The sequence below is a fragment of the Haloarcula sp. H-hyl2 genome, from assembly GCF_056934385.1.
Genome location: NZ_JBRIIJ010000001.1, coordinates 1,828,047 through 1,853,992, shown reverse-complemented (window position 1 = coordinate 1,853,992; position 25,946 = coordinate 1,828,047). Strand labels below are relative to the sequence as shown.

Sequence of the window (25,946 nt, the reverse complement as noted above, 5' to 3'; positions counted from 1 at the left end):
CCCAACCCACTGTGACAATACAAAAGTTTCGGCAGTCACTAAAGCTCTCTCGTGATCACGAAAGGCGCGCAGCGCCTTTCGGACGACAGCGAGCCGCGGGAGCTGAGAACGCGGGGGCTTTCTGGCTCTCAGAACTCTCTACTGCTGAAGAAAACACAACTCTCACTCACGAATCGTCTGCGCGGAAAACGGGATGTCCACACTGGGTCGTCGGAGTCAGTACTCGTGGAGCGGTTGCTGGCGGATCTTCGAGCGAAGTTCGGCCAGCGAGGGGTCGTCGTCGCCGACGAACTGCTGACAGACCGCGTGGACCTCCTGGCGGGTGATCTTGACGTTGCCCTCCTCGATGACGTCGGCCGGGCGGTCCCGGAGTTCGCGGATGGTCCCGACCGCGAGCAGGAACGGGATGGCCCACGCCGAGAGGCGGTTGCCCCGCGTCTCGGGCATGGCGTCGAGCCAGTTCTGTGCGCCGTCGAGGTAGCCCTCGGCGCGCTCGGTGACGGCCTCGATGACCGGGACGAGCGCGGCCGTGTGGCCCGTGTCGCCGACGTCGCTGTGGTCCAGCCCCTGCTCGTGCAGCAGCTCCAGCGGGAGGTAGACGTTGTTTTCCTCCTCCATGTCCGTCGCGGCGTCCTTGGCGACGTTGACGAGCTGGAGCAACAGGGCGAACGAGCGCGCGTTGGCCTCCATCTGTTGGACCTGCTCGTCGGTGGCCTCGTGGGAGACCAGGCCGGTGACGAGTGTGCCGACGGTGCCGGCGGCGTACCAGCAGTACTCTTCGAGTTCTTCGAGCGTCTGGATTCGGAGCCCACCAGCGTCGGCGTAGCGGTCGACGAACATCGCCATCCCGTCGACGAGTTCGCGGACCGGGCCACGGATCGTCTCGGGCGAGCGCCCTTCGAGGGACCGGAACACGTCGACGACGCGGCCGGCGTTGTCGACGACCCGCCAGTCGTCGTTTTTCGACTCCGGGATCCACTCGTCTGCGGCCTCCCGGAAGGTACGGATGGTCGTGTCAGTCTCCGGGTCGAGGACGCGGCTGTAGGTCCGGAGGAGTTCTGCCTGCACGCCCGGCGGGACGTGCCCGGCGTCCTCGATGGTATCCGCGACACGACAGAGGAGGTACCCGACACAGATATCGCGTGCCATCGGCTCTTCTAACTCCGCGATCGTCAGACTGAACGTTCGCGACACCCGGTGGACGGCGTCGTAGCACCACTCGATGTCTTCCTGTGACGACCGGTCAGTGTGGTTCTGAGACATTCCCGACATCCGCGGTAGGGCATACTGTGATAAAAATGGGACGGCTATGGATTCCGGTCGGCAGGAGAGCGCCACGCCTAAGCGCCGCTGGTCCCTAGGGCGGCTATGCGAACACGCTACAGGAGGAGTCGTCGATGAACGACAGCGTGGTGCTCGGGGCGACCATCGCCGCCGTCGTCATCGTCCCCGGCCTGGCCAACGGGTTCCTGAGCTCGCTGGGCTATCCGCTGGTCGGCAGCGCCGTCTGGGCGCTGGGTTACGGTCTCGGCGTCGTCCTCATCTGGTACGAGTGGATCCGTCCACTCGACATCAGCGCGCCCGAGGGCGTCGGGCGCTCCGAAGAGGAATCGTCACACGAGCAGTCCTGATCGCGCAGAAACGAACATACTACAGCAGTAGTAGGCATCCAGAAACGTTATCCCGGTCGTTGAGACACACAGTTGTATGACAGACCAGTCGCTCGGCGAGGGTGCACCGGGATACGGGGCCCGCGCTGGCTGGAGCCGCGAGCAAGCCGCGAAGATCGAACGCACCGACGACACTGTTGCGCCCATCGTCTACCCGCCCGAGGACGACCAGATTCCGGAGGTCCATATCTGGGACACCTGGTTCCTGCGCAACCGGAACGGCACCCTGGCCGAGGTCGACGGCTACCGGGTCTGTTTCTCGCTGACCGCGCCCTCGGACCTGCTGCCGGGCAAGCGCCACGACGTCGCGACCATCCGGTGTTTCTACTCCGACGACGGCAAGAACTGGCACAACGCCGGCCCGGTCTTCGAGAACGCGCTGGGCCAGCGCCAGTGGGCCGGCTCGGCACTGTACGACGACGACGGCTCGGTCTATCTCTTCTACACGGCGGCCGGCGAGGACGGCGCCGAGGACCTTACATACGGCCAGCGCATCGTCGGCGCCAGCGGCGGTCGGATCCACACCGACGACGGCTTCGAACTCCGTGGTCCCTGGACACATCACGAACTGCTCCACCCCGACGGCGAGCGTTACGAGCGCGAGGACCAGTCCCGCGCGATGATCTACACCTTCCGTGACCCGTGGTTCTTCGAGGATCCCGAGACCGGCGAGACGTGGCTGCTGTTCGAGGCCAACTCGCCCGTCCCCGAGGGGAGCGACGCCTGCGGCGGCGACGCAGAACTCCAGGGGTTCAACGGGAGCGTCGGCATCGCCCGCTCGCCGTCCGGTGACCCCCTGGAGTGGGAACTCGAAGACCCGCTGCTGGACGCCGTCGGCGTCAACCAGGAACTCGAACGGCCCCACATCGTCTACCGCGACGGCCTGTACTACCTCTTTATCTCCAGTCACCTCCACACCTTCGCCCCCGGCCTCGACGGCTTCGACGCGCTGTATGGCTTCGTCGCCGAGGAACTCCGGGGCGATTACGTCCCGCTGAACGAGTCGGGACTGGTCGTGACCAACCCCGCGAACGCCCCGTTCCAGTCCTATTCGTGGATGGCGTTCCCCCACGACGAGGAGGTGCTCGTCCAGAGCTTCTTCAACTACTACGAGTTCGCCGGCGACACCTTAGACGAGATCGCACACCTCCCCGAGTCCGAGCAGATGCGCCGCTTCGGCGGCACGCTCGGCCCGACCGTCCGACTCGACGTTGACGGGAACCGGACACGAATCATCGGGACGCTGGGCCACTGGCACATCCCGATGGTCGGCGAGGAACTGCCGCCGACGGATCGTGAACTCATCCGGCGCGGGCAGGCGAGCGACCGCGGCGGCTACGGGCAGTAGCCCGGCTCGACTCTGCCCCCCTCAGAGCTTTTGTCGTCTCAGTGCGTCTACCGTGTACGAGTCGACAATGCGCGGAGACGACGCCACCGTTCCGGACCCACAGCACTCGCTCGTGGTCGTCGGTCACGGCGGCGTCACGGGGCTGGCGGCGGGACTGGGGCGGGTCCCCGGCATCACGTCACTGTCCGAGCCACCCACCGACGACGGCCAGATGGCGGCGGTGACGGTCCTGCTCACGGATTTCGCCGACGGGACGACGCCACCCGTCGAGTGGCTGGACCGTCTGACGGTCGGCGCAGGGCTCTCGCTGGCGGTCGTCGCCGCCCCGACCTCTGCGGCCGCGCTCGACCCGACGGTCGCGAGGGAGGCCGCACGGCTCCGGAGCGCGGTCGACGCGCTGCTCGTCGTGCCGCCGGACGTCCACCGTCGGGGGATCCGTGCGACCGTCACGACGCTCGCGGATCTGATCATCCGGCCGGGCGTCATCAACCTCGATCTGGCTGACGTCCGGACCGTACTCCAGGCGGGGCCGACCGCCGCCGTGGGGACGGGGACCGGGACCGATAGCGGGGACACCGCGAGCGACGCCGCGGCGGCGGTGCGAGCGGCGCTGGACGCCCCATACGCCGACGTGGGGTCGCCCGGTGCCGTCCTGGTCAATCTGGTCGGCGGGCCTGACCTGACGCTCGCGTCGGCGGTCGACGCCGTCGACGGCATCCAGCGGTCGATCCCGGTCGACGCGGTGCTCATCTGGGGCGTCGCGGTCGAGCCGTCGCTGTCGGCGGTCCACGCACAGGTGATCGCCAGCAGCGACGCCGCACCGGCCTTCGAGGCGGTGCTGGCCGAGGCGCGCGAACCAGCCCCCGGCGAGAACTGTCCGCGGTGTGGCGGCCACGTCGCCGCCTACACGCTCGGGGACAGCCAGACGGTCGCGTGTGACGACTGTGGCTTCTCGGGGACGTCGACGAGACTCTGAGGCGAACAGCTATCGCGCTGGGTTACGTCCTGTGGGCATGAGTCGGTGGTCGTCGTGGTGAGGATGGTTCTCGTCGTGGTCCTGGTGGGATTCGTCTTCGTGGGGTTACCGTTCGTCTTCGGGGGAGTCGTCATCGCTCGGCAGGGATTCGACGCGCTCCGACGTCGGCGAGCGTTCCGGGCGGCCCCGCGCCGTGCTGTCGCCAGCCTTCAGGCGGGCGATCTGGTCACGGTGTCGGGCACCACAGTGGCCGACCGTGAGACCATCGCTGGCGCGTTCACCGGCGCGACGGCGGTGGCTGCAGACTACGATCTCCGGGAGTGGACCTCGCTCGGCGACGGCAGCTACCAGACCATCCACGAGGACCGGCAGACGGTTCCCTTCCGACTCGACGACGGCGAGGACGCCGTACTCGTCGACGCACCGGGTGACTGCCTGGATATCAGCGGCCGGCACGCCGAGACGGTCACCGTCGATGCCGGCGAGGAACTCCCGGACCGTGTCCGCCGATACGTCGAGCGGACGCCGGATCTCGATGCCGGCGAGGGTGTCGACGTCGGGCCGATCACGGTCGGCCAGGAGCGGCGCCACTACGGCGAGCGAACTATCAGACCGGGAGACCCCGTCGTCGTGTTCGGACGCGTCGAGCGCGACCCCGAGGCCGACTGGGGCGACAGCCTCGTGGTGCGGCCCACGACCGACGCGGACGGTCTGGTGACCGACTACTCGATCGAGGACGTGTCGACCCGGAGTCTGACGAGCGTCGTCGGACACCTGCTGCTTGGCGGGCTTCTGGCACTCGGACCCGTCGCCGTGCTCGGCGTGATGCTCGTGGAGATCGTCACGAGCTGACTACCGTGGCGCCACGCGGTCGGAACCGAGCGTGGTCCAGACGCCATCTAGCTCCCAGATGTCCAGCGAGGCCACCGTCGCCCGGCCGCCCTCGGCCTGCAGTGAGATGCCCGTCGCGTCCTCACGGGTCGGATAGACCCGGCTGGTCAGGCAGTGGCGTTCGTTAGCGAACACCTCGACGACGGAGCCGTCGACGAACACGCGCAGCGACAGCGGCGAGTCGTACGGCGTGACTCGCATCCGCTGGGTGGCGCTGGTCGCCCGCTCGTCGAGGCTTGCCGTCGAGCGGTCGACGGTCACCTCGCTGTCTCGGGAATACCGGATCGGGGTGTACTCCTCGCGGTCGGGCGTCTCCAGGACCGACAGTTCGAGCGCGTCGGCGTCGTCCAGCCGCACCGTCGCGCGGAGTTCGAACTGCTGGCTGTCGACGTCGAGCGACCGGCGGTCGCCGTCCAGTCGGAGCACGTCGTGGCCGACGTTTTCGCCCCGCAACTCGCGGAGTTCGGGCGCCGGCCGCTGACAGAGCCCGCCGTCGTCGGCCAGGGTCAACTCCCGTGGGAGCGACATCGTCCCCGACCAGCCGGCATCCCACTGGGCGCTGACGTCTCGCGCCTCCGGGAGCCACCCCCAGGTGAGGATCCGGCCGTCGTCGAGCCACATCGACTGGGGGGCGTAGAAGTCGCCGTGGTCGAGTTTGTCCCGGCGTTCGGCGTCGAACTCGCCGTCTTCGTAGGTACCCAAGAAATAGACGACGTCCTCGTAGTTCGAGATGTGCAGGAGCTGCTTGTTACCGAAGTCGAGCAGTTCGGGACACTCCCAGACGGTCCCGGCCGTGTCCCGGTCACCGGCCAGGATCGGGCCCCGGTACTCCCAGTCCCGGAGGTCGTCGGACTCGTACAGCAGCGCCGCACCGCCGCCGTCCTCGATGCCGGCCCCGATGAGCTGGTACCAGGTACCGTCCTCGCGCCAGACGCAGTGGTCGCGGAACTCCCCGTCCCAGTCCTCTGTCGAGAGGACCTGTGGCTCGCGCGGGACCTCCTGGATGATCGGGTTCTCGGGGTCTTTGGTCCATGTACGGAGGCCCTCGTCGTCGGCGGTCGCCATACACGGCAGCTGGAGTTTCCCGCGACCGCCGGTGTACAGCACCGTCGCTGTGCCGTCGTCGTCGACCGCACAGCCCGACCAGCAGCCGTCCCGGTCCGGGCCGTCGGGCGAGGGCGCGAGCGCCACAGGTTCGTCCTCCCAGTGGACGAGGTCGTCGCTGACCGCGTGGCCCCAGTGGATGGTGCCGTGGAACGGGCCAGCGGGGTTGTACTGGTAGAAGAGGTGATAGCGCCCGTTCCAGTGGATGAGGCCGTTCGGGTCGTTGAGCCAGTTGGCCGGCGATGTAACGTGATAGCGCGGACGGTGGGAGTCGGCGGCGAGGTGGCCTCGCATCCGTTCGAACGCCTCGGTGTCCTTGGGGCGACCAAGAAGCGGCGAGCGCTCGTCGCTGGCGAGTTGTCGGAGAGCGTTGCCTACGAGGGTCTCCCGGTTCCGTCGACAGATGTCGTGGGTCGGATGGAGAAAGGAGACGGCCGAGCCGATGCCGACGACCTGCCCGTCACCGGGGTGCCAGACGATAGTCGACAGCTGTGAGACCACGTCGGTGTCTGCCCGGGCCGTACTCGCCAGCACGTCGCCACGCGCCGGCGTGACCGATTCGTACCGGGTGTAGGGGACAGTGACCCCTGGCCCACGGGTGTGGATCCTGAGCGTGTCGAACTCCTCGTGGAGCGGATGGTCCTCGTAGAGGGCCTTCCACAGTGGTCCGGTCGGTTCGGAGATCTCCTCCCAGCCGCTCTCGTCGGGCGCGACGGAGTCGAACCCGAGCGACTCGACTGCGCCCATCGCGCCGAGCGTGAGCAGGAGTCCGCCGCCATCCCGGACAAACGACTGTAGCATCCGCGCGGCCTCGGGCGGGAGTGCATCCGCATCGAACTCGTCGTCCCGGTGCCACCAGAGCACGTCGTAGGCGTCCGGGTCGACGTCCGCGAGCGGGCGGCGTTCGACCGTCCCGGCCGCATCCCCACACCAGTCGTACGCGGCTGTCTGCTCACCCGAGCAGGAGTCGACGTAGAGGCAGCCGATCCGCAGCGATTCGACCATTGGCGGAGAATCCTTCTCTCAAATATAAAAACATTCGGTAATTGTTTCTGCGGGTTTCTGAACGATTCCGCCAGCTTCGCTCACTTCTCGATGACCGACTGCGTGCTCTCCCCGGCGGTGTGTGCGTCGGTGTCGGTGGATGTGGGGCTGTCCTCGGACTGGTTGATGTCGGGGGTGACGTGGTCCGTCTCGTGAGCGCTCTCCTCGTCGAGTTCGGCTCTGGCGCGCTCGATGCGGTCCTCGACGGCGTCCAGTTCCGTCTGGAGGTGTTCGACGGCGTCCGGATAACAGTCCCGGGCAGTCGTCAGTGCCTCCTCGAACGCGTCGTGAGCGACCGCGAACTCTTCGAGGGCAGCCTCGTACTGGCCGGCAGCGGCGTACCAGTCACCGGCCTCGGTCGCGTCGCTGGCGATGGACCGACGGGCCGCGGTCAGGTTCTCCGCAACGATTCCGAGGTGTTCTCTGATCCTGTCCGGGTCGCCGGCGAACCGCCGCGTCTCGGCTCCCCAGTCGAGTCTGAGTGCGGTCCGGTAGCGTTCGAGCGCCTCGGCCCAGTAGGCTGTGGCATCCTCGGTGTCGTCGGCCGCCTGTGCGTCTGCAACTGCCGCCTCGGCGTTCTTGAGCGGTGCCTCCGCGAGTTGCTCGAGGATATCCCGCAGTTGTTCTCGCTCCGACTGGACCGCCGACACCTCCGGGACGTGTTCGTGGGGGTGAGACAGCAGCGTCTCGTACTCCCCGATGGCTCGCTCGAAGATGTCGTAGGCGTCCTCGTACTCCTGGGCTCGCCAGTGGGCTTCACCCTGGTCGAGCAACTGATGAACGTAGCTCCGTCGGACCCGGGAATCGACCTCGATCGTCCGTGCCGAGACCGTCTCGACACGCTGTTGCATCGCCTGTGCGGCCCGTGTCGACGGGACTCCCGACACCGTCGCCTTCGCCTCTTCGAGCCGATCCATGGCGGTCTCGGTCGCTGTCCGGGCCGCTTCGATATCGCCCGCTTCGCGGTAGTCGCTCGCTTCGACGAGCGACGACCTGACGGCTTCCAGTACCGTCTCTGCGTGGACCCAGGCCTGCGAGACGTTCTCCAGGAAGGTCGTCACGTCGTCGAGTCCGTCGGTCCCACAGTGGAGTGTCAGCGTCGCGCCGCCCGTTCGCGTGATCGTGACCGTCCCGTGGCGGAGTCGGGTACTGCTATCGACCTGTTCGATCTCCGAGTGCGGGACGGAGAACTCCTTATCGTGGTCGTCGTCGACGCCGCCGACGAGGATCAGTACCCGCCGATCGGTGACGACAGCGACGGTCCGGTAGCCGCTCCCTGGACGGACCTCGTCGATGTGGGTGTCCGATTCGAAACTGACCCCGTATTTCGCGTTCGTGAGGACGAACTGCGGTGTTTCCCCGTCTTCGATGGCCGCAGTTGCCGGCGCCTCCAGTAGATAGCCCGAGGACAGGAACCCACCCTGTCCGGTACTGGTGAGGACATCCGGCAGTTCGCCCTCTGAATTATCTAAAATGATAATGTTCCCCATCAATCGTCTCTACGAATGCTCTCTACTTGATTTTCTCTTATCTATCCTGATATTCGCCGGCAGTGTTTTTCCCCGACCGGCAAAAATTCTACCTGAGGGGGCGGGGAACTATCCGTGAACGGTAGGCTCGGATACTGACGCGTCTGCTCGCTGGCAGACGTCTGTCTGACTGCCATTTAGGTGCCACGTTCTCGTATCTCAGGGCATGTCTCGGCGACGCGCGGACCGGACCGGCGACCGTTCACGGAACCGACCTGGACGAGCGAGCAGCCACTCGTTGGTCCGTATCGATGTGGACGTGTTCGAGACGATCGCCAGTACCGAGGGGCTAGACCAGTGTGGGGACCGGCCACGGATCGAGCGGTGGCTCGATTGCTGGGGCGACCCCTGAAACGAAGCGTGCGCTACCGTCGCCGTCAGCTGTTCTCGACGAGTCGTGCGGCGATCCGCTGGGCGCCGATGGTCGGCGCACAGTCCGGCTGGTCTGCAGCCGTCGCCTCGACCTCCCGATCGAGTTCGTCGCTGAGACGCGCCTCGAACTCCTCGACGATGCCGGGGATACAGGCCATCCCGCCAGTCAGCACGATCGGTTGATCGAGCGCGAGCTGGTAGACCTTCATGTAGTCGTTGGCCAGTTCCGGCAGGAACGTGTTGGCGAGTTCGTCGACGGCCTCGTCCAGATACTCGTTGACGGCGTCCATCACCGACCGCTCGATGGTGAACTCGTGGGAGCCGCCACCGGGCTGTTGAATGATATCGGTGAAGGGCTCGAAGTCGACGAAGTCGGCGTGTTCCTCCTTGTACTCGCGGGCGGTCTGGGTGTCGATGTTGACCCGGCCCTGGGTCTCCTCCTCGACGTAGTTCGCGATCATCCGGTCGACCTCGTTGCCGGTCACCGCGCCCGTCGTGAACGGCGCGAGCTGTTCGCCCCGCCGGTAGGCAGAGGCTTCGAGGTTCGTCGAGCCCATATTTACTGCGACGAAGATCTCGTCGATCGCCTCCAGTTCGTCACCGAACGCGGGGATCGAGCCACACAGCGACTCGGGGTAGCTCTCGACCAGCGCCTTCCCGATCGAGGAGTCCTCGATGACCGACCGGAGGTTCTCCAGGCCGGCCGGGTTGTCGATCGTCGGGATCGCGTAGACGACGCCGCTGTCCTCGGGGATGTCGTTCTCCTCGATGAGCGCCTCGAAGAACGTCTTGGTCATCTCGGCGCGGTCGGCGTCCTCGGGGAGCCCCGACCGGAGCATGTACTGGACGCGGTCCGGATACTCGCGGGCGGCCTCCTCGCCGTAGAGGATCTTCTCCTCGCCGGTGAGGGCGTCCTCGTAGGTCGCCATGCAGGTCAGGGTCTTGATGATGCGGTTCTCGCCCTCCTCGTCCGGAAGCGCGATGACCGTCCGGGTACTGCCGAGCTTGACGCCGATCGGTACTGTGCCGCCGTCGGCCCAGCTCTCTGGCTCCGCGTCGTCCCCCGTTTCTGCGTCGTCCTCACTCATGTCCGATAGGCTGTTCTCCCCCGTGTGGTATATAACCTCACCTCAAGAATCAGACCTGATAGCTTCCCCGCCCCGCGATCAGGTCATCGCGGTCAGCTTCGCGATGTAGACCAGGCTGAGCATGTGGTCGTCGACGTCGAGTTCGTCGCCCTCGTTGGTCGTCGCCTCCTCGATACCCAGCAGATAGTCCGAGAGGTCCGCAGAGACGTCCTCGGTGATCCAGTCGACCGATTCGTAGTACGCCAGCGCGCTGTCGGCGCCCTGATAGCCCGAGTGCAACAATAGGAACTCCAGCCACTCGAAGACGACGAACTCGGCGGCGTAGGTCTCGGGGAGCGACTCCAGATACGGCTTCTCCAGGTCGTCGCCGCCCAGGAACGGGAGCAACTCCCGATACAGCCCCGACCGGAAGGAGTTCCCGCTGAGGCTCTCCGCGTCGGCTTCGTCGAGACCGATGTCGAGGTTCGACGGGTCGGGCAACTCCTCGTCGCCCATTCCGTTGTCCTGCTCGCCGCGCTTGCGGGCCATCTCCCGCAGTTCGTCGAGGTCGTAGTCGCGCGGATTGATGGTCATTGTACACACGTTTCAGCTACTGAGACATAAAAGTTCCACCCTGTCTGACTGCCGTCAGACGCCCGCTCGGGGCCGCTACCCCGAGAATACGCCGTCGTGTCCGAGTTCGGGCATTGATAATCGGGGGCGTATTTTTATAGTGGGCGGGCGACGAGTTCCCCCTACTTCGAGATGACGAGACCAGCAGAGGCCGGCCCGGCGCGCGTCTGTGTGACCAACGCGAAGGGCGGGACCGGAAAGACGACCGTGGCGATCAACGTCGCCGGTGCGCTGAACGACAGGGGTCGGGACGTCCTCTTCGTCGACCTCGACCCGCAGGGCAACGCGACGGAGGGCCTGGGACTGGTCGACGAGTACGACGCCCAGCCCCCGACGCTGTTCGACGCGCTCACCGGCGACCCGGACCTCCTGTCGGAACTGGTAGTCGAACACGAGGAGATGGACGTCGTCCCGTCGAGCATCGACATGCTCCAGGCGGAACACGAGTTGACCATCGCCGACCTCATCGCCAGAGTGCGGACACAGGGCCGGGACGTCGACCCGGAGACGCTGGCGTCGTTCGCCATCAACGTCTCGCCCGAGATGGTTTCGGGCAGCCACGCGCTCGATACGCTGGACCGGGCGCTGGCGACGGTCACCGACTACGACTACGTCATCATCGACTCCCCGCCGTTCTACGGGAAACTGACCGACACCGGCGTCTACGCCGCCCAGCACATCCTCGTGCCGGCGCTGACGGAGGCGACCTCCGAACGGGCCATCGAACTGCTGATGGACCAGATGGCGGCCATGGAGCGCCAGACCGACATCACCGTCGAGATGCTCGGCGTCGTCGCCAACCGGGTCGAGACGACCGCCGAGGACGAGACGATGCTGGAGTGGTTCAACATGGCCTTCCCGGACAGTCCGGTCTGGGAGGTCCGGAAACGCGTCGCCCTCCAGCGGGCGTTCAGCGCCGGCAACTCGGTGTTCGCCGCCGACGAGCACTGTGATATGGCTGCGGTGTTCGAGGAGATCGCTGCGGCGTTCGACAGGACATTCGGCTACACAGAGGTGACAGCATGAGTGACGACGACCGTATGGACCGTGCCGAACGCATCCGGAAGATGCGCGAAGGGGACCGGGAGACAGACAGTGACGAGGAGAGCGAGGCGTCGACGGACGAGTCGTCGGCCGAGGAGACGGTAGACGAGACCCAGACGGTCGACGCGACCGACGAGACGACGACGGAGGACACGACGACAGTGGCCGGAACGACACAGACCGACGAGACACAGGCGACAGCGGACCCGACCGCGGAGTCGGCGGGCTGGTTCGACGACGATTCTGGTACTGCCAGTGGGGGCGAGGCGGCCGGAGGCTCGGACGACGACGGGCAACAGTCCCAGGCCGACGCCCTCTCGGCCGCCGAACGGGCCGCACAGTCGGCCGCACAGATCTCGGGTGGCGACGCGGCCGCACCCGGCGGCGAGCAACCCGGCGACGTCTCGGCGACGGCGACGGCCATGCAGGGGCCCACTGGAGTCCAACTGCCCGACCAGCAATTGCTGGAAGAGGCGATGCAAACGGGGCAGACGACTCGTGCCGAGGGCGGCGCCCGCGCGGCCGCCGTCGGTCAGGAGACCTCCCAGAGCGAGGAACTGGTCCGTGTCCTGGAGTTCACGCTCTCGGGGGAGCACTACTGTCTGGACATCGAGTACGTCGAAGAGATCGTCAAACGCGACACGATCACGCGGGTGCCGAACACCCCCGACTACGTCGAGGGCGTGGTCGACCTCCGCGGGCAGATCACCACGATCCTCGACCCAACGGCGATGATGGACGTCGACGACGAGGGCTCGCAGGACCTCATCGTCGTCTTCGACCCCGAGATGTCCGAGGACCAGGGCGCAATCGGCTGGGTCGTCGACGAGGTCCGCCAGGTCGCACCCATCACCGAGGACCAGGTCAACGACCCGCCGGTCGACGCCGAGTACATCAACGGCGTCGTCGACCGGGACGACCAGGAGCAGTTCGTCATCTGGATCGAACCCGACGACGCGCTCGAACAGGCGACGCTCGAAGACGACGAGTAGCCCGCTAGTCGCCGCTCATTCTCCGTCGTCACGCCTGTGGACGGCATCCTCGACGTCGTCGGGGACCGACTCGTCGACAGCCACGTCCAGTTCTTCGCGGACCAGGTCGACCGCGTTCTCGACGGCACCGACGCTTCCCAGGTAGCCGGCGCCGACGGTGGTCTTCAGTGCCAGTGCCGGCCGCCCGGTCAGCACCGTCGGGCCGACCTTCGCCACGGCGTCGTCGCCGACCGAGACGAGCCAGCCGGGGACGTCGAAGGAGTAGCGCGTGAGTCGCGGCTCGAAGCCGCCCCGACCGTCGCGTCGGTGGTCGACGAGCGCGGCGATGTTGCTGCCGGCGACGCGGGCCTCGCGGATCGCCGCGGACGCACTCGCGGGGACTGCCTCGCCGTCGCTGTCGACGACGCGCGCGGCGTCGCCGACGGCGAAGGTCCGGTCGCCCAGCCGGAGGTCGGCCCGGACGACCGGGCGCTCGTCCCGCATCGCCTCGGTCCCGGTGATACCGCCGGTCCAGACGAACTGGTCGTAGGCGAGGGTCTCGCCGGTCTCCAGGGAGACCACGTCGTCGTCGGCCTGTGCGACCTGGACGCCGGTCCGGACGGTGACGCCGGCGTCGACAAGCGCGTCGTGGACGGCCGTCTGGAACGCCTCGGGGAACGACGGCGCCACGTCGGCCTCCTGTTCGAGCAGGACGACCTCGACGTCGGTGTCCTCCTCGTCCCGGAGCGCGGCCAGTTCGCCGGCCACCTGGACACCGGAGAGACCCGCACCGCCGACGACGACACGGCCCGCCGACAGGTCCAGGAACGCCTCGCGGATCTCGCGGGCGTGGTCGAGTCGCTTCAGCGGCGTCGCGTGGGCGCGCACGCCGGGGAGGTCGTAGAAGGCCGTCTGTGCGCCAAGACACACCGCACCGACGTCGTAGGAGAGCGTCTCTGTGCCGTCCAGCGTGGCCGTCCCGGCGTCGGGATCGACGTCGGTGACCGCGGCCTGCCGGACCTCGCAGTCGAGTACCGCGTCGAGGTCGACCGAGATCTCGTCGGCCAGCGATGGGCGCCGGACGACCCGGTGGAGTTCGTGCTGGACGAGGTGGGTGGCGTCCTCGTCGACGACGACGAGGTCGACGTCCTCGGGGAGGGTCCGTTCGAGTTTCCGGGCGAGTGTCAGGCCGGCGTAGCCAGCGCCGAGTACAGCGACACGCATGGACGCCGGTTCGGTCCCGACGCTGATAATCCTGTTCAGAACAGTGCCGCGTCCTCGTCGAGGACCCGAGCGGGACCACCGACGTCCCAGACGCGGGTGTCGACACCGCAGTCGGCGATGGCCGACTCGACCCGGTCGACGTGGTCGGCGGTGGTGTTGACGTAGACGCTCGCGCCGGTGTCGACGGAGAAGTACACCGGCACGTCCTGCTCGGTCCGGAGCTCACGGACCGTATTGAAGATCTCGATGGTCCGGGGCTGCCAGTACACCCAGCCGGCGGGGCCGGTCATCGTCGTCGCGGCCAGCGACAGCGAGTCGTGCTCGGCCAGTTCGAACGCACGGTCGAAGTCGCCATCGTAGAGCGCGTCCCGCATGTCCGAGATCTGCTGGTGGATGTGGGCCATCCGTGCCTGGAACATGTGGCTCTCTGCGGCCTCCTCGTGGGCGGCCTCGGTCTCCTTGTAGGAGGGGACCATCCCAGCGACGATACGGAGATCCTGGCCCAGATCCGTCTCGATGCGTTCGCTGCGACAGTCGGTGTCGTTCATCCCGGTCCGGAGGTGCGAGAACCCCCCCGTGACTGCGCGAGCGGCCGACGACGAGCCTCGACGGGCGACTGTCGAGATCTCCGGGCGGCTCATCTCCAGGCCGGCCGCCTCGACCAGCGCCATCGCCGCCGCGGCGAACCCGGACGAAGAGGAGCCAAAGCCGATGTTCGTCGGGAAGTTGTTCGTCGACTCCAGGCGCACGCCGTGGTCGATCCCCGCCAACTCCCGGACGTGGTCGACGACGGCGTCGATACGTTCGGCCCCGCGCCCGTCGACCGCCTCGCCGTCGATGACGTAGGTGTCCGACGACCGGTCGGGGTCGAACTCGGCGGTGGTCTTGGAGTTGCTCGGCGCCGTACAGACCGAGATGCTATCGTGATAGGGGAGCCGCAGCTCCTCGTCACGCATCCCGTGGTACTTGACCAACCCCTGGATCGGGTGGGCCTTCGCGGTCGCTTTCATACCTCACCCTTCCGGGCCGGTCACTTTGCTATTGCGAACCGCCCTCGCCTACTCCTGTTCCTCGATCTCGGCGTCGGGGGCGTTCGTCTTGACGCTCCGGATCCCCTGCTTGGCTTTGTCTTTGCTGGCGTAGCCCTCACCGCTGTCGGCGATGATGTTCCCGTTGTCGTGGCGCAGGCGCCACCGCCAGTCCTCGGCCTTGTCGGTGTAGAGTTCGAAGGTCGCTGACATCGTCACCGAGTGCCACTCCCGTCCGTCACATGAATCTATGGGCCGTCTACAGAGTCTGCGAGCCCGACCGATTATATTTGACCACTCCCAAATTAAATTCACAAGATATTTGAACGAATGAATTACTGTCGATGGTATGAAGCGCAGACAGCTACTCGCAGGAATCGGGAGCTCCGCGTTCGCCGCGGGACTGGCCGGCTGCTCACAGGGGCTCGGGAGCGGTTCGAGCGACGGGCCGACGCCGACACCGACGCCCGAGTTCGAGGTCGACAGCGAGGCACCGCCACGGCTGGAACTACTCTCCGTCTCGTTCCCCGGCGACGTGACGTTCGGGGACAGGTTCGAGGGGGAGATCGTCTTCGCGAACACTGGGGGCGCCCCCCTCGAAGAGAACGCCGTCGTCGAACTGGCGCCGGTTACACTCGACGAGGGCGGTCAGACCGCCGAACTCAACGCCGAGGAACTGAAGTCCGGCAAGACCCGGTCACACAGCATCGGGCAGTTCACCGCCGATGTCGCCGGTGAGTACGAACTCACTCCGGGATCGGGCGTCGACGCGATCAACGACGAGTTCGACGCGACCCTGGAGGTCGCACCAGGGACAGCGGAGCTGGATACCGAGATCGAGAGCGCTGACGGACTGCGGTTCACTGTCACGGACGTCAGCTACGAACAGGCGCTCCTGTTCCCGAAGAGCAACAGCGTGGACGGTATCCGGAGTACGCTCTCGGATCGCGTCGTCGCCGTTCCCCGCGTGACCGTCGCGAACGCGAGTAGCGAGGGGAGACAGCTCTCGAAGGGGCTCTTCGAGATGGAAGACGGCAGTTCGATCGTGGATATCGACGCGAAGTACATCGAGGGCCCGGAACTGACCCGGGCCCGGGTCAACCCCGGCGAGTCCGTCGAGGGCTGGGTGGCCTACGCGGTGCCACGGGACGCCGTCGGATCGCTGTCGCTGGGGCTGAACGTCGGTTCGACGAAGACGCCACCGGACGTCGAGGCCTCACTCGGCCCGGCGACCGGGGTCCCCGAGTTCGAGGTCGCCGACACGACGCTCCCCGAGCAGTTCAAGAGCGGGCCACAGGAGTACAAGATCGAAATCGAGAATACCGGAGATGCTGCCGGCCGGTTCCGCGGCGTGATGCAGTACCTCTTCACCGAGGATCCTGGCGTGTTCAGTACCTACCAGGCCGACACCTGGTACAACTGGAACAAGGGCGTCTCTGCTGAGATCCCGGCTGGCGAGACGCGGACGATCAGCCGTGTTACGAGGTACGACGGTTCGGTCACGGTCGACTATCGACTCAAGCCCTTCGGCTACGGGTGGACCGTCGAAGCGACGGACTAATCTCCCGTATAGACTAGATAACGATTACCACACTCCCGGTAGACGCACTATGCGCTGTCACCGGTGTGGCGTCGATACGTCCGTCGAGAAACACACCGTCGACGGGTTCGTGGGCTATCTCTGTCCGGAGTGTCGGGATACCTGGGAGCGCCTCGTCGACTGATCAGTACTCGGGGTTCTCCTCACGGACGCCCTCGCGCTTGTTGACCAGCCGTGCGAGGGTAAAGAGGGCGTCCGAGAGCCGGTTCAGGTAGATGATCGCCGTCTCGTTGACGCCCGCTTCCTCTGCAGCCAGCGAGACCGACCGCCGTTCTGCCCGCCGACAGACTGCCCGTGCGTGGTGGAGCTTCGCGCCCGGTTCCGAGCCTGAGGGGAGAATGAACGACTCCAGTGGGTCCAGTTCCTCGTTGGCGTCGTCGATGAGCGCTTCCACCTCGTCGACGTGGGCCTCGGTGAGCCGCGGGTCGCCGTCCTCGGGCTGGGGGTTCGCGAAGTCGGCCTGGACGATGTGGAGGTGGTTCTGGACCGCCCGGAGTTTCTCGTCGATGTCGTCGTACCCCGTCGGGCGGACCACCCCGACCAGCGCGTTCACCTCGTCGACGGTGCCGTAGGCCTCGATGCGACGGCTGTCCTTCGAGACCCGCTCCATGTTGCGGAGGTCGGTCTGGCCCTGATCGCCGCGGCCGGTATAGATGGTCATAGTCGGGACTGGGGATGCCACGCTCTTATAGGCGCGGTCGGTGCCGTCTCACAGCCGCCGCTCGACCTCGGAGAGCACCGACGGCGGGAGGTCGAGTCGCGCGAGGAACGCCTCGCGCTGGTCGGCGTCGCCGTGGCCCGCGACGAAGCCGTTGAGCCGCGCCGCGACGGTCGAATCGACCAGGTCGTCCCCGTAGACGTCGACCAGTTCGTCGCCCAGCACCGGCGTCGACCGGAGTTCGTACTTCTGGTGATAGTCCTCCGCCAGATAGAACTCCCCGAGGTCTTCGATGGGGGTCTGGACGGACTTGCCGGTCCGCTCGGCCAGCGCGTCCCGTGACTGCTCGGCGACCGCCCGCTGGTCGTCGTCGTGGACCAGGACGACACCGCGGTACTGGCGCTTGTGTGCCGTCGAGAACGGGTCGTGGCTCCGCCAGGCCACGTCCAGCAGGTCGCTGTAGGCGAGTTCGTCGGGGTCGTACTCGATCTGGACCACTTCGGTGTGGTCCCCGAGCGAGTAGTAACTCGGCGACGGCTCCGTGCCGCCGGCGTAGCCGACACGGGTCCTGACGACGCCCGTCATCGCACCGAAGCGCGCATCGGGCCCCCAGAAGCAACCGAGTCCGAACGTCGCCGTCCGCGTCTCGCTGGGCGACAACGCGTCCTCGTCGGGACCGAGTGGGGCCGGCCGGTCGGTGTCTGCCATGACTACAGGGAGGGTCCCGGTCGGGTTCTATCCTTCGCTCGGGCGCCCAAACCGGGAGTTTCAATTACACCGACACGGAACGGACAGCTATGAGCCTCGAACTCGAACACTACTGCCCCAAGTGTGACCAGTACCGCGATTTCTGGAAGGTCGCCAGTACGACGATGCACCTGGGCACCAAGGTCAAGTGGCACTGCCCCGAGTGTGACTACGGTTTCGTCCGGATCGACGGCGAGGTCGACACCGCACAGGTCGCGTAGCCGATTTCCCCCGACTGCGCGGCCGGACTGTCCCCTTCTCCATCCATCTATATCGCTATTGAGCCGTCTTAGCAGTGGTTTTATCGGGTCTCGTCGACGCTCCGTGTGAGGACATGAAATCCGACACCGCTCCCGACTGGGTCGTCGACGACGCCCAGCAGCCCGCGGCGCCCGACGTGGAACTGCGCTCGACGGTCGTCCACTACAGCGACGGACCGGACCGCTGTACGATCCACCCACCGGAGGCATCGGGTGTCGCCCGACTCTCGACGTGGCTTAGCGCCGACCGGTCGGCGTTCGTCGACCCCGTGGCGATGCGCTGACCGGGATTTTATATCCGTAGACGATGAGATACGGGTAATGAGTATCGAGGTACTTCTGGTCGACGAAGACCGCGACGTGCTGGAGATCGTCGAGACGTTCCTGGGCCAGGAAGACGGGTTCGAGGTCACTGGGGAGACCGATCCCGAAGCGGCGCTGGACCGCATCGGATCGGAGGGGTACGACGCCATCGTGAGTGACTACAAGATGCCGAAACTCGACGGGCTAGAGCTCTGTACCGCCCTTCGGGACCGGGGGAACGACGTGCCGTTCCTGCTGTTTACCGCACGGGAACTGGAGGATCTGGAGGGGGCTGCTGCCGACGCCGGCGTCACGAACATCGTCCAGAAGGGGACCGGCACCGAACAGTACAGCGTCCTCGCCGATCACATCCGCGAGGTCGTCTAGACGTCCGTCCGCGGGAGCCGTAACTGGACGGCCGTCCCGTCGTCCCCGGTCTCGAACTCGACCGTTCCGCCGTAGGAGTTCGTCACCCAGATGACGAGCCACAGCCCCAGCCCGCTCCCGTGGGTCAACTGGGTGATCGGCTCGTCGCCGGTCAGCACTTCGAGTTCGTGGTCGGGGATCCCCGGTCCGTCGTCGACGACGGTGACGGTGACTGTCTCGGCGGCGGTGGCAACGTCGAGGCGGACCGACGGATCGGGGCCGCCGTGTTCGACGGCGTTCTCCAGCAGTTCTTCGAGCACCCGGCGCAAGCGACCATCGGCGGCGGCCGCCGACTGCGCTGGCAACGTCGTGTCGATGTCGACGTCGTACTGGTCGCCGATGGTATCCGCCAGGGAGGAGGCGACGGCCGGGATGTCGACCGGGTCCTTGCCGGCGTCGTCACGGCGAACCGACCGCTCGATCTGTCGTGCCCGGTCGCTGAGGGAGGCGACCTCCTCGGCCTTGCGCTGTAATCGACCCAGCAACGCCGACAGTGTCTCGTCCTCGACCCGCTCGCCGACCTCGTCGGCCAGGCCCAGCACGACCGTCAGGTCGTTCCGGAGGTTGTGACGCAACACCCGGTTGAGGACCTCCAATCGCCGCTCGCGCTCACGCTGTTCGGTGATATCGGTGTAGATACCGAACCCGTGGGCAGTCTCGCCGTCCTGGCGGCTGTACGGGACACCTCGGAACAGGAAGTCACGCGCACCGTTGGCGGTCTGGCGGCGGACCTCCGCCTGGACTGTCTCGCCGGCCTCGCCTAACTCGTCGAGTCGGACGGCCTCCTCGTGGACCTCCTCACCGGGCGGGAGGATGAACTCGTTGAGGTTCGCCCCGAGGACGTCGCCCCGGTCGAACCCGAAGACGTCGGTGAAGGCAGTGTTGAGCGACTGGACGATAGGTTCGCCGTCGACGAACTCGCTTTCGACGACCGCGTCCGGGAGGTTGTCGAACAGGTAGGTAAAGCGATTCTGCTCCTCCTGGAGCTGTTCGCGGGCCTGTTTGAGTTCCGTGAGATCTCTGACGACGCCGATGGTCCCGCGGAAGCTCTCACCGTCGACGAGTGAGACTTCGATCTCGGCCGGAAGATGGTCTCCCCGGGCCGTCGTCAACGCGGTCTCGATCTTGATCCCGTCCGCGCCGCTCTCGTGGAGGTCCCGGATCCCGCGCTCGAAGGTCGCGACCGCCCGGTCGTCGAGAACACTGACTGGGTGCTCGCCCAGCATCTCCTCGGCGTCGAAGCCGAGCCACTCGGCCAGCGGATCCGTGACGAGCTGGAACCGTCCTTCGGTGTCGAGGACGTACACCATGTCCCGGACGTTCTCGACGACCGTCTGGTATCGCAGCAGGTCCTGCTCGCGGTCGACACGGTCCAGCGCGGCCGCCGCGTTCGAGGCCAGGATTTCGGCGACCGAGGCGTCGGTGTCGTTGAAGCCGTCGGGGTCGTTGGTCCCGATGCTCATGACGCCGTGCTCGCCCATCGGAACGTACATCGCTCCCGTGACGGGGACCTCGCCGTCGACGAGGTCGCTGTCCTCGAACTCGCCGAAGTCGTCGACGCGGACGGTCTCGCCCCGCTGGAACGCTCGGCCGGGGAGTCCCTCGTCGGCACCGTACTCCGGCCGTCGCGGTGACTTGTCGGATGCAGTGACGACGTCCAGTGTCCCTCGCTCCGCGTCGTGCAGGCGGACCAGGTTCATGTCGAACCCGAGGTCGCGTTTGGCTGCTTCCACGACCGTCTCGGCCACCTCGTCGGGTCTGTGGGCCTGCATCAGTGCGCGGGTCGTATCCAGCAGTCCCGAGAGGGCCTCGTCGCGGCGTCGCTGGTCCGTGATATCGTGGAAGTACACCGAGAGGCCGTCGTCGGACGGGTAGACGGTGACCTGGAACCACTTGTCGATGGGTGGATAGAACGCTTCGAAGGTCGTCCGTTCCTGGGTGTCCATCGCCCTGTGGTACTGCCGGTAGAACTTCGAGTCGACAGCGTCGGGGAAGACGTCCCAGAGGTTCTCACCCAGGACCGCCTCGGCCTCACGGTCGAGGACCACCTCGGCGCGGCTGTTGAAGTACGTCAGCTCCCAGGTGTCGTCGACGGCGAAGAACGCGTCGCCGACTCGCTGGAGGATCTGCTCGGTCCGCTCGCGGGCCAGTTCGAGTTCCCGTTCGCGCTCCTTCCGCTCGGTGATATCCCTGATGACGCCGGCGGTCCCGACGAACTCCTCGTCCTCCCACAGCAACGTCATGTGGTCCTCCGCCGGGAAGCTCTCGCCGTCCGCTCGCTGGAGTGCGAGGTCGAAGGTCGCTTCGTCGTCGAGGTCGCCGAACAGCATCTCCCGGACGACCGTCTCGGCCCGTTCGACGACCTCGTCGGTCTTGATGACGCTGGTGTGCGAGCCCAGTAGCGCCGCCTCCGAGTAGCCCGTCAGGTCGAGCATCGCGTCGTTGACGAACTCGAAGTGGCCCTCGCTGTCGAGCGCGTAGACGCCGTCGTCGACCGCTTCGATGATGTCCTCGTAGCGTTCCAGTTCGTGCTGGCGCTGCCGGCGCTCCAACTCGCGGCTCACCCACTGGACGAGCACCTCGATGAACGTCCGCTCGGCGTCGGTGAACGGCTCCGGGCGGGGGTCGTCGTCGGCAAAGCACAGGGTCCCGTAGAGTTCGCCGTCGACGTGGATCGCACCGCCCAGATAGCAGGCGATGCCACTGGTCTGGAATGGAACGCTGTCCTCCCATCCTTCGGCAGCCGCGTCACGGATGCCGAGCATCTCACCGTTCTCGACGACACGCCGGCAGTAGGTGTGGTCGAGGTCGACCTCGACTCCCTCCTGAACGATGTCGTGATCGCCGACGAGTACCTGGACCTCGTAGTCGCCGTCCTCGATCTGGCTCAGATAGCCGAGCGAGAGGCCGAGTCGGTCCGCACCGAGTTCGAGGACACGCTCGATCGTCTCACGTTGGCTGAGGCCGTCGTTGGCCGCCAGCCGGGCCAGTTCCTGGAGGGATTCGTTGTTGGCCCGGAGCATCTGCTCGCGCTGGCGTTGCTCCGTGATGTCGGTCGCGATGGCGACCAACCGCGGGGCCTGGACGTCCCGTTCCTCGACGACACCACTGGTGTAGATCCATCTGACGTCGCCGTCGACGAGCGCGCGGAACTCCGCTTCGAACTGCTCGTCAGTCTCGCGTGCCGCCTCGAACGCGCGCGCCAGGTCGTCCCGGTCCTCGGGGTGGACGAACTCGTGGAACTCCTCGACCGTCCCCCCGAACGCGTCCGGCGTCGTCTCGAACAGGGCCGCCGTCGCGTCGTCCCACTTGATCTCGCCGGTCCCGAGGTTCCACTCGTAGACACCGGTGTCTGTCCCGTCCAGGGCGAGGTCGAGGCGGCGGTTGGTCTCCTTGAGCGTCTCCTCTCGCTCTTTCCGATCGGAGATGTCCCGCACGACGCCAGTACAGTACCAGGTCCCGCCGTACTCGAAGTCGCCGAAGGAGACCCCGACAGTCAGTTCCGTGCCGGAGGCAGTTAGCAGCGGTAGCTCGAGATAGTCCCAGTCGATGGTCCGGTCGCCGCTCTCGACGTACTGGGCGAGCCCGTCGAGATGAGGCGTCTCCAGATGGTCGGGGATCAGCTTCACGAACGGCTCGCCGATCAACGCCTCGCGCTCGTAGCCGGTCATCTCCACGAGCGAGTCGTTCGCGTAGACGATCCGACTCTCGGCGTCGATGCTGACGACCGCGTCGTTGATGCTCCCCGCGATGGCGTCGAACGACGACTCGAACGTCACTGGGAGGTTCTCGTCCGGTCGCTGTCCGTCGCGATGTGTCCGGATCCGTTCGTCGACGTCGGCCTCGCTCCGTGGGACGTACTCGGTGACGTCGCGGCGTGTCGCCGTGGCCGCTACACTCCCGTCCGGCGTCGCCGTACAGAGGAGAACCGGGACCGTTTCGTCGACCCGACGAACCGCTTCGAGGACGTCCAGGCCACTCTCCGGCCCGTCGAGCCTGTATTCACAGACGATAACCTCTGGTTGGTGGGCGTCGAGTATCTCCAACGCCGCATCCTGCGACGTAACGGCTCGGACCTCCTCGGCAGCGAGTATGGGTGCCCCGTCGTCCGACGGCCGGACGTGCAGGACATCGACTTCCTCCGACATACTGCGATTACAACCGTAGGAACGGCGCGAGACACATATACTCCCCGGCCTCGTTATCAGCCGCGAAATACTGCCCACAGTATTTTGGCCCCACTCGTGGCGATACGCCCGCTGTGACGACATTCGGGACAGTCCGCGTCGATAAACTGAATGTCGCGATAGCAAACCACCGTCCGCCGGACAGATAGTTTACGTCTGTCCGGGAACAAGCCTCGAATATGTCACTGAAACAGCTCTCTATCTGTGTGTTCCTCGTGCTCTCCCTGACGGTGCCAGTGCAGGGAACGACGGTTGCACAGGCAGACGCCACAGAGCGACTCACTGTCGCTGCCGACGGGAGCGCCGAGTTTCGGACGATCGGTAGAGCACTTGCGGCCGCCGACGACGGCGATACCGTCGAAGTACGGCCGGGTATCTACCGTGAACGGGTGCGCGTGGCTGATGACGTGACGCTGGTCGCCCCGGACGGTGCGATACTCGACGGTGGCCGCTTCAGCGACAGCGCGGCGCTGTACCTGGATCGATCGAGTGACGCGACCATCCGCGGATTCACGGTCCGCTACTACACGGTCGGTGTCTGGGCCAACGGGACGGCGGGCGACTGGACTGTCTCGGAGGTCACGGTGATCGGCGGTACTGTCGGTATCGAGGCCAGCAACTCGACCGGAGCGTGGGCTGTCGAGAACACGACCGTCGCTGCGACCGGTGACGACGCTCTCTACGCTGCCCGGTCCAGCGGTGACTGGACGATCACGGACAGTCGATTCGCCTCGCCGGACGGCGACGGCATCGACGCGGCACGGACCCGTGGCGACTGGCGCGTTTCGGACGTGGTAGTCACCCAACCCGCCACCGACGGCATCGACGCGACCGGCACGAGCGGCGACTGGACGGTCACGACAGCCCGGATCAGCGACGCCGAACGGGGGCTCAAAGCGATCCGGTCGACCGGCGACTGGCGCGCCGAGGCGCTGACCGTCCGTGAGAGTTCTATCGGCGTCACGGCCCCGCGTTCATCGGGTGCCTGGACCGTCACGGGTGCCGACATCAGGACCAGCGGAGTCGCTGTGTTCGCCGGCCGGACGACCGGCGCCTGGAGTATCGCGGACAGTCGCCTCGGCGGCGGTATCCGCGGCGTCTACGCCTTCGGGACGAGCGGCCCGTGGACCGTTCGGAATGCGGTGGTCACGACGGCCGACTCGCCGGACGCGGTCGGCGTCGACACGCGCGAGGCGACTGGCGACTGGCAGACCCAGAACGTCTCGACCCGGACCGCGACGGCGTAGGAAAGACCGCTCCTAGGGAGAATCGCTGTCGGTTCCGGGTCGATGGGCCGGGGAGAGCGGTGGCGTTAGCGCCTCCCGGGCGGGTGACGCCTCACCGTCTGATGTCGACTGTCTCGCTCGCCGCAGCGATCAGTCGTTCGATCCTGTCACGCAGCCCCCTGAACTCCCGTTCGAAATTTGTCGAGCGTGCGCGTGCCGATTTGCTATAGCGGATATTGGTTTACTATCCGACGGATGGAAACAGCACATTGAAACCGACCCGTCTGAGATAGAGCCGTATGGAGCTGCTGGGTCGACTGCGTGGGGCGGGCGACGACAGAACCAGAGTCGGGTTGTTCGTCGACGGGCCGAACGTCCTCCGATCGGAGTTCGACGTGGACCTCGACGACGTTCGATTGCTGGCCGAGTCCTACGGCGCGTTGGCGACGACACGGCTGTATCTGGACGAGAACGCCTCGCCGGGCCTCATCCAGGCGGGCGAGGCCCGCGGGTTCGAGGTCGTCACGACCAGCGGTGACGTCGACGTACGGCTTGCAGTGGACGCGACGGCGGCGGCCGTCGACGACCGCATCGACGTGCTCGTGATCGCCTCACGGGATACGGATTTCAAGCCAGCACTGGAGGTCGCTGCCCGGGAGGGCGTCCGGACCGTCGCCGTCGCACCGGGCGAACACGGCCGCTCGGACGCACTGCAGAACGCTGCCCAGGATGCGCTGTCGCTCGACGGCGACGTCGAATAGGTTTTACCGGGCGCGTGCCGACCCGGCTACATGGACATCGACGAGACGCCCGTCCTGGACAACCATCTGCATCTCGACCCCGTCCAGGGGCGCAATACCGAGGCAGCTGCCGAGTTCGCCGACCACGGTGGGACCCACCTGCTCGTGTTGAACAAGCCGTCCTGGCACCTCGTCGAGGCGGCCACCGACGCGGACGCGTTCCGCGAGACGTTCGACCTGACCGTCGAGGCCGTCGCGGACGCGACGGACGTCCTTCCCGGTCGTGCCTGGCCGGTCCTGGGTGTGCATCCGGCACTGATCTCGAAACTCGTCGAGGACGGCTACACGCCCGCGGAAGCCCGTGACATCATGCAGACCGGGCTCGACATCGCCGCCGAGTACGTCACCGACGGGCCGGCGCTGGCGATCAAGTCCGGCCGCCCACACTACGAGGTCGAGGATGCGGTCTGGGAGGCCTCGAACGAGGTGATGCGCCACGGCTTCGCGCTCGCGGCCGAGGGGGAGTTCGCCATCCAACTCCATACCGAGGGTGGCGAAGAGTTCGAGGCGGTCGCACAGTGGGCCGAGGCCGAGGGGATGGACCGTCAGCAGGTCGTCAAACACTACTCGGGTGGCCGACTCCGAGGGCCGACGAAGTCCGTGCTCGCGGACAAAGACGAGATCGAGATCGCTATCGAGGAGGGCGACCCGTTCCTGCTGGAGACGGACTACATAGACGACCCGGACCGACCCGGCGCCGTACTGGGGCCGAAGACGGTCCCGCGCCGTGTGCGGTGGCTACTGGAGAACGGACACGAGCAGGCGGTCAGGACCGCCTGTGTGGAGACGCCCAAGGAGGTCTACGGGATCGACACGGAAGCGACGCTCGCGGAGTAAC

General features: G+C 66.5%; 24 protein-coding genes and 1 pseudogene. 14 read left to right on the top strand and 11 right to left on the bottom strand.

Translation table 11 applies throughout. From position 1 onward, the window contains the following. Positions 1-216: 216 nt before the first annotated feature. The gene (locus tag Hhyl2_RS09695; protein ID WP_483550536.1) at positions 217-1,263 is read right to left on the bottom strand and encodes a phytoene/squalene synthase family protein; all 1,047 of its coding nucleotides are present in this window, start codon (positions 1,261-1,263) and stop codon (positions 217-219) included. A gap of 134 nt (positions 1,264-1,397) precedes the next feature. Between Hhyl2_RS09695 and Hhyl2_RS09690 the strand changes: the two genes are divergently transcribed. The 4 genes from Hhyl2_RS09690 (at position 1,398) to Hhyl2_RS09675 (ending at position 4,846) form a co-directional block, all read left to right on the top strand. Then, positions 1,398-1,631 (top strand): DUF7996 family protein, encoded by a 234-nt coding sequence (locus tag Hhyl2_RS09690; protein WP_483550535.1) that lies wholly within the window; start codon positions 1,398-1,400, stop codon positions 1,629-1,631. Between the two features lie 76 nt (positions 1,632-1,707). Next, entirely contained in the window at positions 1,708-3,018 is a 1,311-nt protein-coding gene (locus Hhyl2_RS09685) for a glycoside hydrolase family 68 protein (RefSeq protein ID WP_483550534.1), read from the top strand. A gap of 67 nt (positions 3,019-3,085) precedes the next feature. After that, positions 3,086-3,994, top strand: a complete 909-nt coding sequence (locus Hhyl2_RS09680) for a hypothetical protein (RefSeq protein ID WP_483550533.1) — start codon at positions 3,086-3,088, stop codon at positions 3,992-3,994. Between the two features lie 63 nt (positions 3,995-4,057). Further along, complete coding sequence (locus Hhyl2_RS09675; RefSeq protein ID WP_483550532.1) at positions 4,058-4,846, top strand: hypothetical protein; 789 nt, start codon at positions 4,058-4,060, stop codon at positions 4,844-4,846. Here Hhyl2_RS09675 and Hhyl2_RS09670 read toward each other — a convergent pair whose 3' ends face one another. After that, a complete protein-coding gene (locus tag Hhyl2_RS09670) occupies positions 4,847-6,994 on the bottom strand; it encodes a glycoside hydrolase family 32 protein (protein ID WP_483550531.1) in 2,148 nt (715 codons plus the stop codon). Between the two features lie 80 nt (positions 6,995-7,074). Beyond that, the gene (locus Hhyl2_RS09665) at positions 7,075-8,523 is read right to left on the bottom strand and encodes a hypothetical protein (protein WP_483550530.1); all 1,449 of its coding nucleotides are present in this window, start codon (positions 8,521-8,523) and stop codon (positions 7,075-7,077) included. 205 nt (positions 8,524-8,728) lie between these two features. Here Hhyl2_RS09665 and Hhyl2_RS09660 point away from each other — a divergent pair, with 205 nt between their 5' ends. After that, on the top strand, positions 8,729-8,914 hold the full coding sequence (locus Hhyl2_RS09660) for a hypothetical protein (RefSeq protein WP_483550529.1): 186 nt from the start codon (positions 8,729-8,731) through the stop codon (positions 8,912-8,914). A 25-nt stretch (positions 8,915-8,939) separates the two neighbouring features. Here the strand turns inward: Hhyl2_RS09660 and Hhyl2_RS09655 are convergent, their stop codons facing one another. Both Hhyl2_RS09655 and Hhyl2_RS09650 read right to left on the bottom strand, forming a co-directional pair. Then, entirely contained in the window at positions 8,940-10,022 is a 1,083-nt protein-coding gene (locus tag Hhyl2_RS09655; protein WP_483550528.1) for an actin-like salactin, read from the bottom strand. A gap of 78 nt (positions 10,023-10,100) precedes the next feature. After that, complete coding sequence (locus tag Hhyl2_RS09650) at positions 10,101-10,595, bottom strand: FlaD/FlaE family flagellar protein (protein ID WP_483550527.1); 495 nt, start codon at positions 10,593-10,595, stop codon at positions 10,101-10,103. A 171-nt stretch (positions 10,596-10,766) separates the two neighbouring features. Here Hhyl2_RS09650 and Hhyl2_RS09645 point away from each other — a divergent pair, with 171 nt between their 5' ends. Both Hhyl2_RS09645 and Hhyl2_RS09640 read left to right on the top strand, forming a co-directional pair. Next, on the top strand, positions 10,767-11,660 hold the full coding sequence (locus Hhyl2_RS09645) for a ParA family protein (RefSeq protein WP_483550526.1): 894 nt from the start codon (positions 10,767-10,769) through the stop codon (positions 11,658-11,660). Then, positions 11,657-12,670: a chemotaxis protein CheW gene (locus tag Hhyl2_RS09640; protein ID WP_483550525.1), complete on the top strand. Its 1,014-nt coding sequence runs from the start codon at positions 11,657-11,659 to the stop codon at positions 12,668-12,670. Before Hhyl2_RS09645 ends, Hhyl2_RS09640 begins: the two co-directional genes overlap by 4 nt. 15 nt (positions 12,671-12,685) lie before the next feature. Here Hhyl2_RS09640 and Hhyl2_RS09635 read toward each other — a convergent pair whose 3' ends face one another. The 3 genes and pseudogenes from Hhyl2_RS09635 to Hhyl2_RS09625 all read right to left on the bottom strand — a co-directional run. After that, positions 12,686-13,873 (bottom strand): NAD(P)/FAD-dependent oxidoreductase, encoded by a 1,188-nt coding sequence (locus Hhyl2_RS09635; RefSeq protein WP_483550524.1) that lies wholly within the window; start codon positions 13,871-13,873, stop codon positions 12,686-12,688. Positions 13,874-13,908: 35 nt separating this feature from the next. Continuing rightward, a complete protein-coding gene (gene mvaD, locus Hhyl2_RS09630; RefSeq protein WP_483550523.1) occupies positions 13,909-14,883 on the bottom strand; it encodes a phosphomevalonate decarboxylase MvaD in 975 nt (324 codons plus the stop codon). A 48-nt stretch (positions 14,884-14,931) separates the two neighbouring features. Continuing rightward, positions 14,932-15,108: pseudogene (locus Hhyl2_RS09625) on the bottom strand (HVO_2922 family protein); the annotation flags it as partial. 142 nt (positions 15,109-15,250) lie between these two features. Between Hhyl2_RS09625 and Hhyl2_RS09620 the strand changes: the two are divergent. Next, positions 15,251-16,462 carry a DUF4352 domain-containing protein gene (locus tag Hhyl2_RS09620; RefSeq protein WP_483550522.1) on the top strand — a complete coding sequence of 404 codons (1,212 nt, stop codon included), beginning with the start codon at positions 15,251-15,253 and terminating at the stop codon, positions 16,460-16,462. Positions 16,463-16,625: 163 nt separating this feature from the next. On the opposite strand, the gene Hhyl2_RS09615 is transcribed toward Hhyl2_RS09620, so the two are convergent. Then, the gene (locus Hhyl2_RS09615; protein WP_483550521.1) at positions 16,626-17,162 is read right to left on the bottom strand and encodes a cob(I)yrinic acid a,c-diamide adenosyltransferase; all 537 of its coding nucleotides are present in this window, start codon (positions 17,160-17,162) and stop codon (positions 16,626-16,628) included. 48 nt (positions 17,163-17,210) lie between these two features. After that, complete coding sequence (gene msrA, locus Hhyl2_RS09610; RefSeq protein ID WP_483550520.1) at positions 17,211-17,867, bottom strand: peptide-methionine (S)-S-oxide reductase MsrA; 657 nt, start codon at positions 17,865-17,867, stop codon at positions 17,211-17,213. A gap of 89 nt (positions 17,868-17,956) precedes the next feature. On the opposite strand from msrA, the gene Hhyl2_RS09605 reads away from it, so the two are divergent. From Hhyl2_RS09605 to Hhyl2_RS09595, 3 genes are all read left to right on the top strand, one after another. Beyond that, entirely contained in the window at positions 17,957-18,127 is a 171-nt protein-coding gene (locus Hhyl2_RS09605; protein WP_483550519.1) for a DUF7838 family putative zinc beta-ribbon protein, read from the top strand. 113 nt (positions 18,128-18,240) lie between these two features. Further along, on the top strand, positions 18,241-18,450 hold the full coding sequence (locus tag Hhyl2_RS09600; RefSeq protein ID WP_483550518.1) for a DUF7511 domain-containing protein: 210 nt from the start codon (positions 18,241-18,243) through the stop codon (positions 18,448-18,450). Between the two features lie 37 nt (positions 18,451-18,487). Beyond that, positions 18,488-18,856 (top strand): response regulator, encoded by a 369-nt coding sequence (locus tag Hhyl2_RS09595; protein ID WP_483550517.1) that lies wholly within the window; start codon positions 18,488-18,490, stop codon positions 18,854-18,856. On the opposite strand, the gene Hhyl2_RS09590 is transcribed toward Hhyl2_RS09595, so the two are convergent. After that, a complete protein-coding gene (locus tag Hhyl2_RS09590) occupies positions 18,853-23,043 on the bottom strand; it encodes a PAS domain S-box protein (RefSeq protein WP_483550516.1) in 4,191 nt (1,396 codons plus the stop codon). The two genes, Hhyl2_RS09595 and Hhyl2_RS09590, sit on opposite strands and share 4 nt — an antisense overlap. A gap of 218 nt (positions 23,044-23,261) precedes the next feature. On the opposite strand from Hhyl2_RS09590, the gene Hhyl2_RS09585 reads away from it, so the two are divergent. The 3 genes from Hhyl2_RS09585 to Hhyl2_RS09575 all read left to right on the top strand — a co-directional run bounded on the left by Hhyl2_RS09585 (position 23,262) and on the right by Hhyl2_RS09575 (position 25,945). Next, positions 23,262-24,329 carry a right-handed parallel beta-helix repeat-containing protein gene (locus tag Hhyl2_RS09585; protein ID WP_483550515.1) on the top strand — a complete coding sequence of 356 codons (1,068 nt, stop codon included), beginning with the start codon at positions 23,262-23,264 and terminating at the stop codon, positions 24,327-24,329. Positions 24,330-24,607: 278 nt separating this feature from the next. After that, positions 24,608-25,069 carry an NYN domain-containing protein gene (locus Hhyl2_RS09580; RefSeq protein ID WP_483550514.1) on the top strand — a complete coding sequence of 154 codons (462 nt, stop codon included), beginning with the start codon at positions 24,608-24,610 and terminating at the stop codon, positions 25,067-25,069. A gap of 30 nt (positions 25,070-25,099) precedes the next feature. After that, positions 25,100-25,945 carry a TatD family hydrolase gene (locus tag Hhyl2_RS09575; RefSeq protein WP_483550513.1) on the top strand — a complete coding sequence of 282 codons (846 nt, stop codon included), beginning with the start codon at positions 25,100-25,102 and terminating at the stop codon, positions 25,943-25,945. Position 25,946 lies beyond the last annotated feature (1 nt).